The organism is Rahnella variigena, assembly GCF_003610915.1.
GTDB lineage: Bacteria > Pseudomonadota > Gammaproteobacteria > Enterobacterales > Enterobacteriaceae > Rahnella > Rahnella variigena.
This window is the reverse complement of the sequence record NZ_NSDJ01000001.1, coordinates 1381812-1398182: the sequence shown is the minus strand read 5'-3', so window position 1 is coordinate 1398182 and position 16371 is coordinate 1381812. Positions and strand designations below refer to the sequence as shown.

General features: G+C 51.2%; 14 protein-coding genes. 1 reads left to right on the top strand and 13 read right to left on the bottom strand.

Annotated elements, in window-relative coordinates:
• Positions 1-147 precede the first annotated feature (147 nt).
• From deoB to CKQ54_RS06405, 13 genes are all read right to left on the bottom strand, one after another.
• A complete protein-coding gene (gene deoB, locus CKQ54_RS06465) occupies positions 148-1371 on the bottom strand; it encodes a phosphopentomutase (RefSeq protein ID WP_112289027.1) in 1224 nt (407 codons plus the stop codon).
• A gap of 88 nt (positions 1372-1459) precedes the next feature.
• Positions 1460-2788, bottom strand: a complete 1329-nt coding sequence (gene deoA / locus CKQ54_RS06460) for a thymidine phosphorylase (RefSeq protein ID WP_112289028.1) — start codon at positions 2786-2788, stop codon at positions 1460-1462.
• 90 nt (positions 2789-2878) lie between these two features.
• The gene (deoC, locus tag CKQ54_RS06455) at positions 2879-3658 is read right to left on the bottom strand and encodes a deoxyribose-phosphate aldolase (RefSeq protein ID WP_120161974.1); all 780 of its coding nucleotides are present in this window, start codon (positions 3656-3658) and stop codon (positions 2879-2881) included.
• 548 nt (positions 3659-4206) lie between these two features.
• Positions 4207-4992, bottom strand: a complete 786-nt coding sequence (locus tag CKQ54_RS06450) for a TatD family hydrolase (protein ID WP_120161975.1) — start codon at positions 4990-4992, stop codon at positions 4207-4209.
• Complete coding sequence (locus CKQ54_RS06445; RefSeq protein ID WP_112289031.1) at positions 4989-6218, bottom strand: patatin-like phospholipase family protein; 1230 nt, start codon at positions 6216-6218, stop codon at positions 4989-4991. Before CKQ54_RS06445 ends, CKQ54_RS06450 begins: the two co-directional genes overlap by 4 nt.
• A 211-nt stretch (positions 6219-6429) precedes the next feature.
• Positions 6430-6591 (bottom strand): DUF1328 domain-containing protein, encoded by a 162-nt coding sequence (locus CKQ54_RS06440; protein ID WP_013577105.1) that lies wholly within the window; start codon positions 6589-6591, stop codon positions 6430-6432.
• A 347-nt stretch (positions 6592-6938) separates the two neighbouring features.
• Positions 6939-7529, bottom strand: coding sequence for a molecular chaperone OsmY (gene osmY, locus CKQ54_RS06435; protein WP_112289032.1), 591 nt, complete (start codon positions 7527-7529; stop codon positions 6939-6941).
• Positions 7530-7964: 435 nt separating this feature from the next.
• Positions 7965-10520 (bottom strand): PKD domain-containing protein, encoded by a 2556-nt coding sequence (locus CKQ54_RS25965; RefSeq protein ID WP_120161976.1) that lies wholly within the window; start codon positions 10518-10520, stop codon positions 7965-7967.
• Positions 10521-10933: 413 nt separating this feature from the next.
• Positions 10934-12523, bottom strand: coding sequence for a peptide chain release factor 3 (gene prfC, locus CKQ54_RS06425; protein ID WP_120161977.1), 1590 nt, complete (start codon positions 12521-12523; stop codon positions 10934-10936).
• A 163-nt stretch (positions 12524-12686) separates the two neighbouring features.
• Entirely contained in the window at positions 12687-13946 is a 1260-nt protein-coding gene (locus CKQ54_RS06420) for a type II toxin-antitoxin system HipA family toxin (RefSeq protein ID WP_120161978.1), read from the bottom strand.
• Between the two features lie 2 nt (positions 13947-13948).
• Positions 13949-14254, bottom strand: coding sequence for a helix-turn-helix domain-containing protein (locus tag CKQ54_RS06415; RefSeq protein ID WP_120161979.1), 306 nt, complete (start codon positions 14252-14254; stop codon positions 13949-13951).
• Between the two features lie 103 nt (positions 14255-14357).
• The gene (rimI, locus tag CKQ54_RS06410; RefSeq protein ID WP_112289037.1) at positions 14358-14801 is read right to left on the bottom strand and encodes a ribosomal protein S18-alanine N-acetyltransferase; all 444 of its coding nucleotides are present in this window, start codon (positions 14799-14801) and stop codon (positions 14358-14360) included.
• A complete protein-coding gene (locus tag CKQ54_RS06405) occupies positions 14770-15183 on the bottom strand; it encodes a DNA polymerase III subunit psi (RefSeq protein WP_112289038.1) in 414 nt (137 codons plus the stop codon). The genes rimI and CKQ54_RS06405 overlap by 32 nt, the downstream gene beginning before the upstream one ends.
• A 139-nt stretch (positions 15184-15322) precedes the next feature.
• On the opposite strand from CKQ54_RS06405, the gene rsmC reads away from it, so the two are divergent.
• On the top strand, positions 15323-16369 hold the full coding sequence (rsmC, locus tag CKQ54_RS06400; protein WP_120161980.1) for a 16S rRNA (guanine(1207)-N(2))-methyltransferase RsmC: 1047 nt from the start codon (positions 15323-15325) through the stop codon (positions 16367-16369).
• Positions 16370-16371: the final 2 nt, after the last annotated feature.

Here is a 16371-nt window from a genome sequence, read left to right as displayed (position 1 = left end):
AATTGGTATAAAAATTAACGAAGTAAACCCAATGAATTTCGAGTTGTAGTCAGGCGGCAAGCGCGTGAATCCCCAGGAGCTTAGACAACTAAGTGACTGGGGTGAAGGCGCGAAGCCAACAACGCTACAACTTGAAAGACGCAGGGTTTATAGCATTGATTTGCCGTAATCCATCGGTGTCAGATCGAAGTATTTAGCAACGGTCTGACCGATGTCCGCGAAGGTATCGCGGTGGCCCAATGAGCCCGGTTTCACTTTCGGGCCATAGATCAGGACCGGAATGTGCTCACGGGTATGATCCGTGCCGCGCCAGGTCGGGTCACAACCGTGGTCAGCGGTGAAGATAATGATGTCGTCTTCTTTCACCAGCTCCAGCAGTTCCGGCATACGGCGGTCGAACAGTTCCAGCGCCGCAGCGTAGCCCGGCACATCACGGCGGTGGCCGTAAGAGGAGTCGAAATCTACAAAGTTGGTGAAGACGATGGTCTTGTCACCCGCTTCTTTCATCTCTTTGATTGTCGCGTCAAACAACGCATCCAGACCGGTGGCTTTCACTTTTTTAGTGATACCGACCTGCGCGTAGATATCGGCGATTTTACCGACAGACACCACGTGGCCGTCTTTTTCATCAACCAGTTTTTTCAGGATGGTCGGTGCCGGTGGCTCAACCGCTAAATCGTGACGGTTACCGGTACGCTCGAAGTTACCGGCTTTGTCGCCGATGAACGGACGGGCAATAACACGGCCAATGTTGTATCCGCCTTCGGTCAGTTCTTCACGGGCGATTTCGCACAGTTCATACAGGCGATCCAGTCCAAAGGTTTCTTCGTGACAGGCAATCTGGAAGACGGAGTCAGCGGAAGTGTAGAAAATCGGCTTGCCGGTTTTCATGTGTTCTTCGCCCAAATCGTCCAGTACCACGGTACCGGAAGAGTGGCAGTTGCCGAGATAGCCCGGCAGATTGGCGCGTTCCACCAGTTTATCCAGCAGTTCCTGCGGGAAGCTGTTGGTGGTATCGCTGAAATAACCCCAGTCGAAAAGAACAGGCACACCGGCGATTTCCCAGTGGCCTGATGGGGTGTCTTTGCCGGAAGACAATTCGCTGGCGTAAGCATACGCACCGGTAATTTCAGAATTACCGTCCATGCCGTCAGGAATTTTACCGGTGGATTCTTCAGCGGCTTTCGCCAGCCCCAGACGGGTCAGGTTCGGCAGATTCAGAGGACCTTTACGGCCTTTGTCTGCATCGCCACGCGCACAGGCAGCCGCGATATGGCCCAATGTATCAGAACCGGCATCGCCAAAGCGCTCGGCATCTTCACTGGCACCGATACCGAATGAGTCTAACACCATGATAAATGTACGTTTCATTTTGCTCTCCTGCGAATGGTTACGCATTGGGTCACGCGGAACTGCCGCGCACCTGATCAATCTTAAATGGGGGCGATTTAGCCTGAAATCAAGCTTTGCCGCTGATCCGGCGATAAACCACCGGCGTACTTTCCGGCGCTTTGTCACTCAGTACAATCGCCGCCCGCACTTCCTGCGCCGCCTGTTGCCAGGCCGCTTCACTGTTCGCGTGGATCATCGCCAGTGGCTGACGGGTATCCACCTGCTGGCCGAGTTGTGCCATGTGGGTCAGACCAACGCTGTAGTCGATAGCATCGCTGGCACGGCGACGACCGCCACCCAGTGAAACGACCGCCATCCCCAGCGCGCGGGTATCCATCGCGCTGACAATGCCGTTGGTTTCAGCGTAAACCGGTTTGCTCAGCGTGGCCTGTTGCAGATAATTGTCGTAATTTTCGATGAAATCGGTCGGGCCTTTTTGCGCGGCAATCATGCGGCCAAAGACTTCCGCTGCTTTGCCGTTATCCAGCACTGCCTGCAACTGACTGCGGGCGTCGGCATCATCTTTCGCCAGTCCGCCGGACAGCAGCATTTCAACGCAAAGCGCCATCGTGACTTCCAGCAGACGCGGATTACGGTATTCGCCGGTCAGGAAACGCACGGCTTCACGCACTTCCACCGCATTACCGGCACTGGATGCCAGCACCTGATTCATGTCAGTCAGCAGCGCTGTGGTTTTACATCCCGCGCCATTCGCCACATCCACGATCGCCTGCGCCAGATCTTCGGACAGCTGATAAGTTGGCATAAATGCACCGGAACCGACTTTAACATCCATCACCAACGCATCCAGACCTTCGGCCAGTTTTTTGGCGAGGATCGAAGCAGTGATCAGCGGAATAGAGTCAACGGTTGCGGTGATATCGCGTGTCGCGTAAAAGCGTTTATCCGCCGGTGCCAGCGAGCTGGTCTGGCCGATTATAGCCACGCCGACGTCCTGAATGATGCTGCGGAAACGGCTGTCATCCGGGAAAATATCAAATCCAGGAATAGCTTCGAGTTTATCGAGCGTACCGCCGGTATGACCGAGGCCACGGCCTGAAATCATCGGGACATAACCGCCGCATGCCGCCACCATCGGGCCAAGCATCAGGGAGGTCACATCACCTACGCCGCCGGTCGAATGTTTGTCGACAATCGGACCGTTCAGATTGAGGCTTTTCCAGTCGAGCACGGTCCCTGAATCACGCATCGCCATGGTCAGCGAAACACGTTCTTTCATGGTCATGTCGTTGAAATAGATAGTCATTGCCAGTGCGGCAATTTGTCCTTCAGAAACCTGACTGTCACGAATACCATTAATGAAGAAACGAATTTCTTCGTCGCTTAAAGGCTGACCGTCACGTTTTTTACGAATAATTTCTTGTGCGAGAAACAAGGTATCCCCCTGCCTGAGCTGAACGCTAAATGTGAACGCCAGTACCGGACGCTGTAAAACAGCGCCACGGCACAGGCATAACAACAGTGATTAATAGCTGCTGGTGGCTTTCTGGCCAGCGTGACCCAATGTGGTCAGCAGGCTTGCCAGCAGGCTGGAAGCACCGAAACGGAAGTGACGTGCGTCAGCCCATTCACGGCCCAGCAGGCGGTCAGCCAGTGCCAGATATTGCGCAGCATCTTCAGCGGTTTTCACGCCACCGGCCGGTTTGAAACCAACGGCTTTGCCGACGCCCATTTCAGCAATCACGCTCATCATCAGTTCAGCGCTGTGCAAAGTGGCGTTTTCAGGCACTTTACCGGTAGAGGTTTTGATGAAGTCAGCGCCCGCTTTAATCGCGATCTCGGAGGCTTTGCGGATCAGTGCATCTTGCTTCAGTTCACCGGTTTCGATGATCACTTTCAGCAGAACGTTGGCCGCAGCACAGGCTGCTTTGCACTGTTTGACCATCTCAAAACCGATCTGCTCGTTACCGGCGATCAGTGCGCGGTACGGGAATACCACGTCAACTTCATCGGCACCGTAAGCGATCGCCGCGCGGGTTTCTGCCAGCGCAATATCAAGATCATCGTTACCGTGCGGGAAGTTAGTCACAGTCGCAATGCGGATATCAGGCGTACCTTGCTCACGCAGAGTTTTGCGGGCAACAGGAATAAAACGAGGATAAATACAGACAGCAGCGGTGTTACCTGCCGGGCTTTTCGCCTGGTGACAAAGCGCGATCACTTTTGCATCAGTGTCGTCTTCGTTCAGGGTGGTTAAATCCATCAGGTTCAGCGCACGTTGCGCTGCGGCGGTTAAATCGGTCATATAACTCTCCAACAATTTTCAATTCCAGCGACCGGCCAGAACTGAGCATACAGTCATGAATTCGTTCCGGCGGAGTCCGACGGGAAATGAATTCTGCACGGTTGGCGAGCGGACTTGGTTCCTTGAAGATAGCGTGCGTAAGCAGCGTGTCGTGGCTTACGCGGCAACTGAGATCCTTCTCACCGCGCTTTGATTGGCTGACGCCAAGTCGTTGTGACTATTTGAACACGTCACATCAGGTTCCTGTGTGCAGTATTTCACACAAAATGAAAACCGTTTGCAACGTTGCTTAGTGAAATGAGATCTAAATCACATTTCACTGGCGTTATGCTCAGTATTTGGTCCAGATAAGAGTGTATACCCGATTCATGACAAACGGAGTGCGCACGGATATACAGCGATCACCGACCGGCGATCTTACGAGTGATGTTATAATAATAACATTTTAAAGAGAACATAAATTACATAGCCTGAAGAAACCCTTTTACAGGAAAGCATGAAAGGAAAATGATAATGTTATTTAAATCACAAAATCAGGAGGGGATGGATTAGAAAGCGGATAAATTGAAGATACGACGGGTGTTGTCCAGCAATTCGGCGGCAATCTGTTCAGGGGTTTCACTGCGCAGGCTGCACAGTATGTCGAACACGTTAGCAGCACGCTCCGGACGATTGGGCTGACCCTGAAAACCCTGCAACGGCATATCCGGCGCATCGGTTTCCAGAAGCAAAGAAGAAAGCGGTAATTGCGCCATCACCTGACGGGTTTTCTGCGCGCGTTCATAACTGATAGTGCCGCCCACACCTATCGCGAAACCCAGTTTGATAAACGCCTGCGCCTGCGAAAGACTGCCCGCAAAACCATGTACCACGCCGGTAGCAGGCAATTTAGCCTGCCGTAACATTGCCGCCAGCTGATCGTGACTGCGCCGCGAATGCAGAATCACCGGCAGCATTGCGCGCTTTGCCATGGCGAACTGCGCTTTCAGCAGCCGCTGTTGTTGCTCAAATCGCGGCGTTTCCATGTATAAATCCAGCCCGATTTCACCGACCGCCACCAGGTGCGGATCCCGGTGAGTCAGCAATGAATCCAGTAATTCCAGGCAACTGTCTTTGTGCTCGCTGATATAAAGGGGATGCAAACCCAGCGCCGCGTGCAGCTGCGGGAATTTTTTTGCCAGTGAGAGAATGCCGCGAAAACGATCTGACGTAACCGACGGAACGATGATCTGCCGGACGCCCGCTTCTCCGGCGAGACGCAAACTTTCGGCTTCCGCACCGGTAAACGGCGGAAAATCGAAATGGCAGTGCGTATCGGCGAAGGTATGACTCACAACTTATCACCCTCACTGGCGGGATAGGTTTCTGATGCACCGTTTTCTACCGGTGGCATATCAGATGCCACACGTTTCGGCTGCGGATCATGAACCAGGTTATCTTTGAAGGCGGCCGGACGCACAACGCCGCCGTCGGCGACCATATCCGTCAGCACGGCGGGATCCAAAATGATCTGCTCCACCGTGCTGGCTGAAGCAGCCAGCGGGATCACGTTTTCTGGTTCGTCCTGCGGTATGACAACCCGCTGAGGGCGACGTGTCACGCGGGGTTCAATGTGCGGATAAGGCCGTTCATTTTCACGCGGCAACAGCCAGTGCGCCGCAGCTGACAGGAAATAACGCCCGCAGCGGCGCCCAAGATGGTAATCCTGATTCAGCGCGGGCAGACGACTGCCCAGCGCGTGGCTGGCTAAAGGTTTTGGCGGGAAGATTTCAAAAATACGCACATCGTCCGGCGGATTCTCGATGAACTGCTGGATGCGGTGATAGCTTTCTTCGTGATGCTGCATCATGCGCACCAGCTGTTGCAGGCTGCTTTCGCTCAGCCATTGCTCCATGCGTTTCATCCATTGCGGCGTATAGAACATCGCCGAGGGAACGGTGCGGATCACCACAATCGTATCGGCGCCACGGCGATAAGCTTCCTCAACCGGGATCGCATCGCTGATGCCGCCGTCCTGATAACTCACGCCATCAAGATCGACGCCCATACGGTAAAAGCCCGGAATGGCGCTGGAGGCTTTGATCACCGGCAGCCAGTTATCGCGCGTCGGCGCAAAGTAACTGGCTGAATAATCATCACTGCGGCAGGCGCACATCAGAAACTCACGCCCGTCGATCAACAGCTTTTCAGCAGTTTCCATCGCCAGCGGCATGTTTTTGGCCGTTTGTTCCACCAGCCAGTCGAGATCGATAAGGTGCCCGCCGCGCACAAAACGCAGAGGATTGAAAAAGTCGGGGCTGGTGGTATAGCGGGTAATGACTCTTCTGGCATAACCAGGTTGTCCGCAGACAAAAGCAGAGAGATTTTGTGCGCCGGCAGACGTGCCCAGATATAAATCAAAGGGATTAAAGCGCGCGCGTTGAAACTCATCCAGCACACCAGCTGTAAAAATGCCCCGCTGTCCGCCGCCTTCGCACACCAGTGCTATTTTGCCGGGTGTATAAGGTTTATACGCCAGTGGTTCTATGTTCCCCAGCGTGACAGGTATTCTGTATCCCAACGGGCTATCCTCACAAAATCGGCCTCACTCAGCGGCCTTCATTTCTGAGCATACCTTGTCTGACTGATTTACGTGAAATTCTTGCCAAATTTCAGCGATAAAATCGTTACGTCCTGTTAACAGCCAGATCGCACATAAAAAGAATCGCCCCCTTCATTGAAGGGGGCGATGTCATTCATTAACACTTTTTGGCATCAAATCATTGATGCGGTCAGAGTCGTTTACGACCGGTAAACAGGCTGACCAGGAACAGAATGATACCGACTACGAAGACGATTTTTGCAGCCCAGGCAGCTGTACCCGCCAAACCACCGAAACCGAGAGCCGCCGCGATTAACGCGATGATTAGAAAAATAATGCCCCAACGAAACATAAGCTTCTCCTTTATACCCTATTTTCACTTTGCCAGTTTAAAAGGTGGTGCCCCGCTTCGGGCCGGACTCACTGTTAAACATCTGCCTTTTGACACTTTATCTCCCGACCGTATGCCGGGAACAAAAACTTCTTACTTAATAAAGGTAGTCGAAAAATTAAAGTGTTAGAGCTTCTGACACGATATTTTTCCGAAATCAGGCAAATCTTATCCGTCCCGAATATTCAGCGGGCAACACAAATATTGTTATGCGTTATTCAAAAGATGAGGCGCCCGCCCGTGAGAAGGCGCCTTGTACTTCAGGTCTTGTACTACAGGTCTTGTACTACAGGTAGAGCAGAATATCGTTACGGTGCGACTTTCAGGTCATTTTTGACGCTTTTCACGCCATCAACGGTTTTCGCAACGCTTTCAGCACGGTCAGACTGTGCCTGGTCTTTCACTGCACCGGAAAGCTGTACTACGCCGTCGGTGGTTTCAACTTTTACATTACGTGAAGGGACAATGTCATCGGCCAGCAGTTTTGCTTTCACAGACGCTGTTGTTGCGCTGTCGCCCGCATAGCCTTTCACGCTCTGGTCTTTGCTGTCTTTAGTGTGCAGTTTGTCACTGACAGATTTCACACCTTCAACTTTAGTTGCGGCGGCAACCGCCTGCTCAGCTTCAGCCTGTGAACCAACGAAACCGCTCAGCGTAACGACGCCTGCATTGGTGGTCACGGAAATGTCGCTGCTTTTGATGGCTTTATCATCCACCAGTGCACTTTTTACTTTCGCTGTGATGGCGCTGTCGCCCATGTAGTTATCAACTTTCTTCATGGAGCTATCGATTTTTGCACCTGCGCTATCTGTAGTCGTCGCAGCCAGAGCGCTGCCGCTCATCAGTGCGGTACCCAGTACTACGGCCATCATGGAATAGGCAAATTTAGAGTTTTTCATCGATTTCTTCCTTTCGGTTTATAAGCCTTGATTTCGGCTCTGTACGTCACATTCTTGGTGACGCCTTCTAACAAATTGTATTGCTGCTGTTTTTACTGTCCTTGTAGCAGAGTACATCGTTTTATTCTGGCTTTTAACTGCCTTGCGATATAACTCTCTGTTGAGTGACTTTAATGCAGTGCTTTAAGCCACCATTTCCTGAACACACATTTAATATAGTCAAGAATGATCAAATGTGTAGGAAGATCGTCGAATAGGGACCCTAATGCAGACAAGTCCGAAGGTTTCCCCCTAAATCTGCACAAAATATCGGCATAGTGATAAGAAATATCTGGAGGCTGACACGCGTCAGATAAAAAAATGGCTCCTGTAAAAGGAGCCATTTGGCATTATTGGGTTAAAAATTTGCTCTAAAAATCAGACTTAGGTTTTAGATTACTGCTTGTCCCATGCATCCTGCCAGTTAGTACCGGTGGCTGGCGCATAAGCCCAGGCCGCCTGACCACACCAGCCAGAGTATGGGAAAGGTTTGCACTGATAGATGCTGCCATCACTGCCTAATACTTTAGTACCCGCCACGTATTTCTCGCTGCTTTCCGGGTAAACATAGTCGTAACCTGCCGCCGCCGCTTTAGCTTTTACCAGAACCGTGGTGGTCGCGGTATCCGTTAAACCGGTGTTATCGGTCACGGTCACGTCAACAGTGAAGCGTGTATCAACTGTCACTTGTGGTGCATTGATGACTTCAGTATTGGATGCTGCACCCTGAGCCGGTGCAACTGGTAATCCAGCCGGATTAGTCCACTGATAATGTAAATCAGCAGCCTGCGTATCCGGATCGGTCACTTTTGCTGTCAGTGTCAGCGATTCACCTGAAGTCACGGTATACGTAGATTCAAGGGTAACGGACGGTGCGACAGGTTTAGAGGCATCAATCACATTCACGCTGGTTTGCGCCGTGGTGCTGCCTTCGCTGTCACTCACTGTCAGAGAGAAGGTGTACACCGCATTGGTCACCGGTTGCGCCACGCTGAATGTCGCTTTAGCTGAATTGCTGTTTTGCAGCGTCACTGCCGGGCCGGAAACTTGTTTCCACTGATAAGTCAGGCTGTCGCCGTCTTTATCGGTACTGGCCGAGCCATCCAGTGTAATCACGCCGATGCCGTTAACTTGCTGAGCCATACCCGCATTCGCGACCGGTGGTGTATTGGTTGCTACCGGTGCGACTGAACCGCTGGTGATTGGCGCAAAGATTTGGCTGTAAGCATAGAGCGGAGCCTGTTCCGGTGTCATACCACTGTGTTCTGCGGAAACTTGCCCAGAAACACCCGGCTGATCGCGAGCCATAGACCATGCGCCAATCATACCCAGGCCATAATCTTTCGCCTGCTGGTAAACGAGACGGGCATCAGAAAGATAGAACACTTCACCCTGCACGTCGTTATAGCCGATCATCGGGGTCGTCCCCAGCATGGCGTAAACCTGCGCCGCGCTCTTCTCAGGGTATAAACCTTTCACCTGAGCAAAAAGATTGTCGATAGCCGACGTCGCACATTTGCCATGGATATTCTGGCCTTCAGTATTGGCTGACTGGCATTGAATGTTGCCGTAGTCCATCGCCATCACGTTTACACCAGTAAGCACCACGCCCTGATCTTTGGCATCCTGCAACACTTCCATCCCTTCATGGGTCAGACCGGTTGGCAGAACAGGCAAGGTATACCAGATACCGATGTGACGGCCTTCGGCAGCCCAACGATCCTGCACCAATTTGACGGCAGCATTACGACGCTGAACAGACTCTTTATCCGCCAGCCAGTTGCCTTCGATATCGAAATCAAGCACCTGAAGATTAAGGTTCTCAACGATATCGTAATAATGCTGTGCCAGATCATTCACGTTATTACAGGCCGCGGCCAGTGGTGCATTGTTCGCGCCGCCGATCGATACCATGATATCGCCCCCCGCTTCGCGCAATGCTTTGATTTTGCTGTATTGCGCATAGTTGGTGACGCTGTAAGCAGTGCCCCATGTCGGTACACAGGTATTAGCATCTTTAGCGACCATAAAGGCCATGGTGAAGTGGTTAACGTTCTGGTTTTTCGCCAGACCTACCAGGTCAGGCTGCATGTTTAAGGTAAAATCGACATATGGCGCATAGAACTGGGCAGGCCATGGATTCTTCGGCGTACCCACTCGCTCTTTAGTGCCGCTCCAGTCCATATAAACAGCCCATGGGGTAACATCGTCTGGTTTCACTTTCTGAACGATGACAGCAGACTGATAATTCTTGCCGTTATATTTCACCAATGAATTAGCAGGATATAATGTATTGATATTCAACCTTGGCGCGTTATCAATTTGATCCTGAGAATAAGATTGTACTGCACCTAACGGTTTCCACGGATGGCCGTTATTTCCCTCAGGGTTTTGATTGGCTGCCAGAGACGGATCATTATTAACGGTGTAGAACAGAGCTTCATACATCACGCCGTCTTTCTGAACTTTATCACCCTGATTATAGGTTGTGCTGCTGCTCCAGACCGGCGTCGGCGCATAAGCTACCCACGGGTTATTTTCTGCTGGTGCGAAACTGTGTGCAGGCGTTGCTTTAGACGTTTTGTACGTCATGCCATTTGCCAGGACAATATCACCGGCTAAATAATCACGGCTGCTGTCATAATTGACATAATTATTCTGGGTACCGTCACCGGCGATCTCACAAACTGTCGGGTTGCCATACTGGCTCATTTCAGTCGCGGATGCGTCGCGTACTTTACGCCACGGGTTGGCACCCTGATCTTGTTCAGCGGTGCCCGGGCAATTGGTCGCACCGACCCACCAGGCGTTAGAATAAACGCCGCCGTCGAAGATAACTTCATAGGTGTCGCCGCCTTCCTGACCATTCCACGCTTCAAGAGCAAAGGCGCTGGCAGAGGCCACCGTCAGACCGGCAACACACAACATCTGTGTGATTTTATTCATTTTCATAACTTACATTCCTTATATATATATCATTGCCACGGCGGGATATTCATAGAATACATATATGTTTTACGAGAAAACGTATTTGAAACTATGGTGAATTGAGAATTTATTTATTAATACATAAATGCAAAGCATGTGTTTATTGCGATACATATCAAATAAATATGAAGTAATTTGTGGCATACGTATAATGACATATCTATTCGGAAACAAACTAATCAAAAACTAATAGATCGCACTAATAATTACAATTAAGATTATTTAATAAGCCAGACATATTTTCTGCATTTAAACATTCAGGAATGTAATAATAGAGCGTAATTAAGCAAGTAAATTAATATATATTTAATTAATGTTAAATTCAGAAGTAATAAAAAAGGCGACATAAATGTCGCCTTTCCACAAACAGGAACAGATTAATGTTCGCGGGTTTTACGGAATTTCACTTCAGGATAACGCTCTGAAGCCAGATTCAGGTTCACCATCGTTGGGGCGATATAGGCCAAATTATCGCCACCATCCAGTGCCAGGTTGGTTTCGTTCTTGCGTTTGAATTCTTCGAACTTCTTCACGTCGCTGCATTCCACCCAACGCGCGGTGGAAACGTTCACGGATTCGTAAATCGCCTCGACGTTGTATTCGCTTTTCAGACGTGCCACGACCACTTCAAACTGCAGCACACCGACCGCACCAACGATTAAATCGTTGTTAGAGATCGGACGGAACACCTGTACCGCGCCTTCTTCTGAAAGCTGTACCAGTCCTTTCAGCAACTGTTTCTGTTTCAGCGGGTCACGCAGGCGGATACGACGGAACAGTTCAGGGGCAAAGTTAGGAATGCCGGTGAACTTCATGTTCTCACCCTGGGTAAAGGTGTCGCCAATCTGAATCGTGCCGTGGTTGTGCAGGCCGATGATATCGCCCGGATAGGCTTCTTCAACGTGTGAACGGTCGCCGGCCATAAAGGTCAGCGCGTCAGAAATCACCACGTCTTTACCCGTACGCACCTGACGCAGTTTCATGCCTTTTTCATACTTACCGGACACCACACGCATGAATGCCACGCGGTCACGGTGTTTCGGATCCATATTGGCCTGAATTTTAAACACAAAACCGGTGAATTTCTCGTCATCGGCTTTCACTTCACGCAGGTCAGTTTTACGTGGCATCGGCGCAGGCGCCCAGTCCACCAGACCGTCGAGCATGTGATCAACACCAAAGTTACCGAGTGCAGTACCGAAGAATACCGGCGTCAGTTCGCCCTGCAGGAAAGCTTCGTGATCGAATTCATGGGATGCACCCTGAACCAGTTCCAGCTCTTCACGCAGTTGCACAGCCAGATCTTCGCCGACAGCAGCATCCAGCTCAGGGTTATCCAGGCCTTTAACGACGCGAACTTCCTGAATGGTGTGACCTTTACCGGTCTGGTACAGATACACTTCATCTTTATAGAGGTGGTAAACCCCTTTGAACAATTTACCGCAGCCGATCGGCCAGGTAATCGGAGAACAGGCAATTTTCAGCTCGCGCTCCACTTCGTCCATCACTTCCATCGGGTCACGGATGTCACGGTCGAGTTTGTTCATGAAAGTCAGGATCGGCGTATCACGCAGACGGGTGACTTCCATCAGCTTACGGGTCCTGTCTTCAACACCTTTCGCAGCGTCGATCACCATCAGACAGCAGTCAACCGCGGTCAGGGTACGGTAGGTATCTTCGGAGAAGTCTTCGTGCCCCGGGGTGTCGAGCAGGTTAACCAGACACTGTTTGTACGGGAATTGCATCACGGACGTGGTGATGGAGATACCACGTTGTTTTTCCATTTCCATCCAGTCGGATTTGGCGTGATGGCTGGAGCCGCGGCCTTTTACTGTACCGGCGGTCTGAATGGCCTGTCCGAATAACAGAACTTTTTCAGTAATCGTAGTTTTACCGGCATCGGGGTGAGAGATGATGGCAAATGTGCGGCGCTTGGCCACTTCAAGGGCGTATTCACTTGGAGACATGTTTTTCACGTTTCTGCGGTTGGTCCGCCCTGCATAGGATTTAACATCACGTCAGAAGATGACGTCAGGCAAAGCGGTAATAAAAGTTATAGCCGGCTATTTTCACTGATTTAGCCGGGATGGGCAATCAATGGTTTTTTTGTATGGTGTGTGCGAGAAAAACTCAGAGTTTGAAGTCAGAAGGCAATGAAGCCCAATGGCGTCGCAAAATCACTTTATGCTCATCGGCCATAGGGAGCGAATCAAGCCTGTCATGCCATTCTTTGCGAGCAATACTCAGCACATCATTCAGATGCACTTTTATCGCAGGCCATGACACTCCGATTCGGTCTGTCCATTTTTCAAAAGTCGCGAAATCGATCACAGCCCAGCGTTTTTCCCGGGCCATATTCAGTGCCACTCCTTGTTCATCCTGCATATAAATTCGCGTGCTCACGATGTCATAAGCCGGAGAGAGTCGGGCATTTATTCCGTCAGGATAGATAACCGACCAGTTTTTCAAATGCGCATCGCCATTTCCCAGCAGGATATTGACCAGTAACCGGCGTGCCATTTGCTGCACATCAGCCAACCCGGCAGAACCAACACGATCAAGCACCGCTGCGATTTGTTCATAGTTATGGCGCCCGTATTTCCCATGGGCATACACCTCAAAAATTTGAGCAAAATCTTCCGTGTGTATACGCCCGGCAGGACTGCGGTCAAAACGCTTAATGCTAAAAGCAAAAGGCTCATCAGGAAGGCGAATGTCGGGCAAGTTATCGATTTCAGAAAGACGGACCAGCTTAATCTCAGGGATTTCAACGCCCGCACTTGCCGCAAGTGTCATGGCAGTGAATTCATTCTCCGCGAGCGAAGGATGCACTACCGAAGGCGTTTTGATTATCCAGCTATCTTCGCCGATTTCAGCGCTGACGTTGGAGCGTCCTTGTTCCTGCTGTACAGAAAACTTCAGCTGAACGCCAGCCAGCGAAAACTTATCGGCCTGCTGACGAACATCTATCTGAACAGGCTCAAGCCGGTCGCCACGAGACACTTTAGCCCAGGCTGGCATTTCATCTCTGAGGACGGGTCTGACCCGCAATGCACCCGGAAGATTTTTTCCCGCATATGCCAGTAAAGGGAATTCTGAATCGTGATGGATTTTTAGTGACTGCGTCATCCATGCCCGCAAAGCCCCTTCCGGTAACAAATTAGAAAGTACAGGGGGTAAACGGAGAGAAGAAACCAGCGGGCGATGCAAGTAATCAGAGTATGACTTTTGTGACAATGTAAAAACCGGCTTATCCTCCCAAGATAAAGCCGCATAAGCAGGGTCGAAAGTCAGGATATTTCGGCTGCCGGAATAATGAGCCAGTACGCCAATCCGCTGATCATGTAAATATAAGGCCAGTGCCTCGACAGACTCTGTTTGTTTTGTCATGGCTAATCGTCCAGATCATGCAGAAGGTCATTCCAGCTGTCTGGTTGGCTTTCATTCACCGTCAGTCTCGACGTACCCTCCAGTAATGCCTCAATTTCCTGCACCCGCTGACGCGGCACAAGCATCATTTCAAGATCCATACCCTCCAGAATGCGTAGAAGAGTCGAAAGTCGCGGATCGGCCCCCGCTTCAATACGCTGGTACTGTTGCTGAGACATACCGATTCGCATCAGCATATCCTTCTGATTCAGATCCAGTTGTATTCTTCTTTGTTTCAGAAGTTCCGGGAGTTGCTTGAGGGTTTTCATGAGGCTGTCCGTTCGCATGGCTTAACAACAGATTAGTTGTCATAGCACATCAATACAACTTATTAGATGTAATGATGCGTAGATTACAACAAATTAGCTGTTTTTACCCCAGCGGGAGCGCCATCATAAGGGCATCTTCGCGGCCTTGTGCGGCGGGATAGTAATTGCGGCGAACGGAGAGTTCGTTAAAACCGAGGCTTTCATAGAGCGCGATAGCTTTAGCGTTAGAGGCGCGGACTTCGAGCCATAACGTGAAAACATCTTTCTGCTCAAGCTGTTGTATCACTTCTTCCAGCAATGTGCGGCCTAAGCCCTGACGCTGAAAAGCCGGATCGATGGCAATATTGAAAAGCGTCGCTTCGTCGAGAACGATTTGGGTGATAGCAAAACCGGCCATCACGTCGCCCTGCATGATCTTGAGATTCAGATAGCGCTCGCCCTGATTGCTGGCCAGCGTTTTTTCCGTCCACGGAAAGGCATGGCTGGCCTGCTCAATTTCAAATGCGCGGGGAAGATCAGCGATGGTCAGGATAGAAATGTTGTTCATTTTCACAGATCTGCTGCCAGAGCGCGCGTTTTGCGCCGGCGTCTTGATAGAGTTCGGCCAGAGCCGGACTGGATAACTGCGGACCGGCGAGAGTTAGCGGTTCGCTTAACCCCAATCGCCAGACATTGCAGCGGGTATCTTCAGGCAACATGGCGACCTGTTCCGGCGTCAGGCGATAAACCTGATGAGCACCCAGTGCCAGACTGCGTAAAACATCGGTGACCAGCGGGTCATCTTCCGCAGGAGGAACATCTGCCACAATCAGCAGTTTAGTGTCCGCAGGCAGGCTGACCGCCACTTCGCCCTGTAAAACCGCGGGCCGGCGCAGCGTCCACTGGGTGATCCCCAGTTGCTGTAACAGTGTGTCTCGTCTGGATGCCATGCCTGTTTCCTGCCGGTTGAAGTGCGAAAAGCCCGGCTATGCTAGCAAACACAGCGAATATGCGCCAATAAAGCTCGATTACTCAATCAGAGGCGAAGAGTATATAATCCCGCGTTCATTCCTGAGGAGCCTCACCCTGATGTCTGCATTAACTCCGGCCAGCGAAGTCATACTGCGCCATAGCGAAGAATTCGAAAGCCGCCGCGTATTGTTCGCCGGCGACTTACAAGACAATCTGCCAGCTGAAATTGACGCCGAAGAAGTCCGCGTTCACACCAATATGTATCATCACTGGCAGATGCTCAGCAAAAGTCTGGGCGAAAACGTTCAGTTCGGTTTGCTGGCTGATGCTGAGCTTATCGCGCCCTGCGATGTGCTGGTGTATTACTGGCCGAAAAGCAAACTGGAAGCGAAATTCCAGCTGTTCAACTTACTTTCACAGTTGCCGGTCGGCATTGACGTGTTTGTCATCGGTGAAAACCGCAGTGGCGTACGCAGCGCTGAAACCACGCTGGAAGGTTTGTGTGAACTGAGCAAAATCGACAGCGCGCGTCGTTGCGGTTTGTATCATGGTCGCCTGGAAAAACAGCCTGAATTTGATGCCGACGGCTGGTGGGATCAGTACATGGTCGAAGAAGTGACCATTAAAACCCTGCCGGGCGTATTCAGCCGTGAAGGTCTGGACAGCGGAAGCCTGCTGCTGATCAACACGTTTGAAGAACCGGTGAAAGGCAAAGTGCTGGATGTGGCTTGCGGTTCCGGCGTGCTGGCTTCGGTACTGGCCATGTACTCGCCGAAGATGAAAGTCACGCTCAGTGATGTGAGCGCTGCCGCTATAGAAGCCAGCCGCGCCACACTGGCGGCGAACGACCTGCCGGGCGAAGTGATCGCCAGCAACGTCTATTCCGACATTGCCGGTCGTTTTGACATGATCATCTCCAACCCACCATTCCATGAAGGTCTGCAAACTAGCCTGACAGCGGCTGAGCAGCTGATCCGTGGCGCAGTGGGCCATCTGAACATTGGCGGTGAACTGCGCATTGTGGCTAACGCCTTCCTGCCATATGCCGCCCTGCTCGATGATGCTTTTGGCAGCCATGAAGTGCTGGCACAGAACGGCCGCTTTAAGGTTTATAAAGCCGTCCGTGGCCGTCCGCCGCGCGATTTGAAAAAGAAAAAACGTTAATC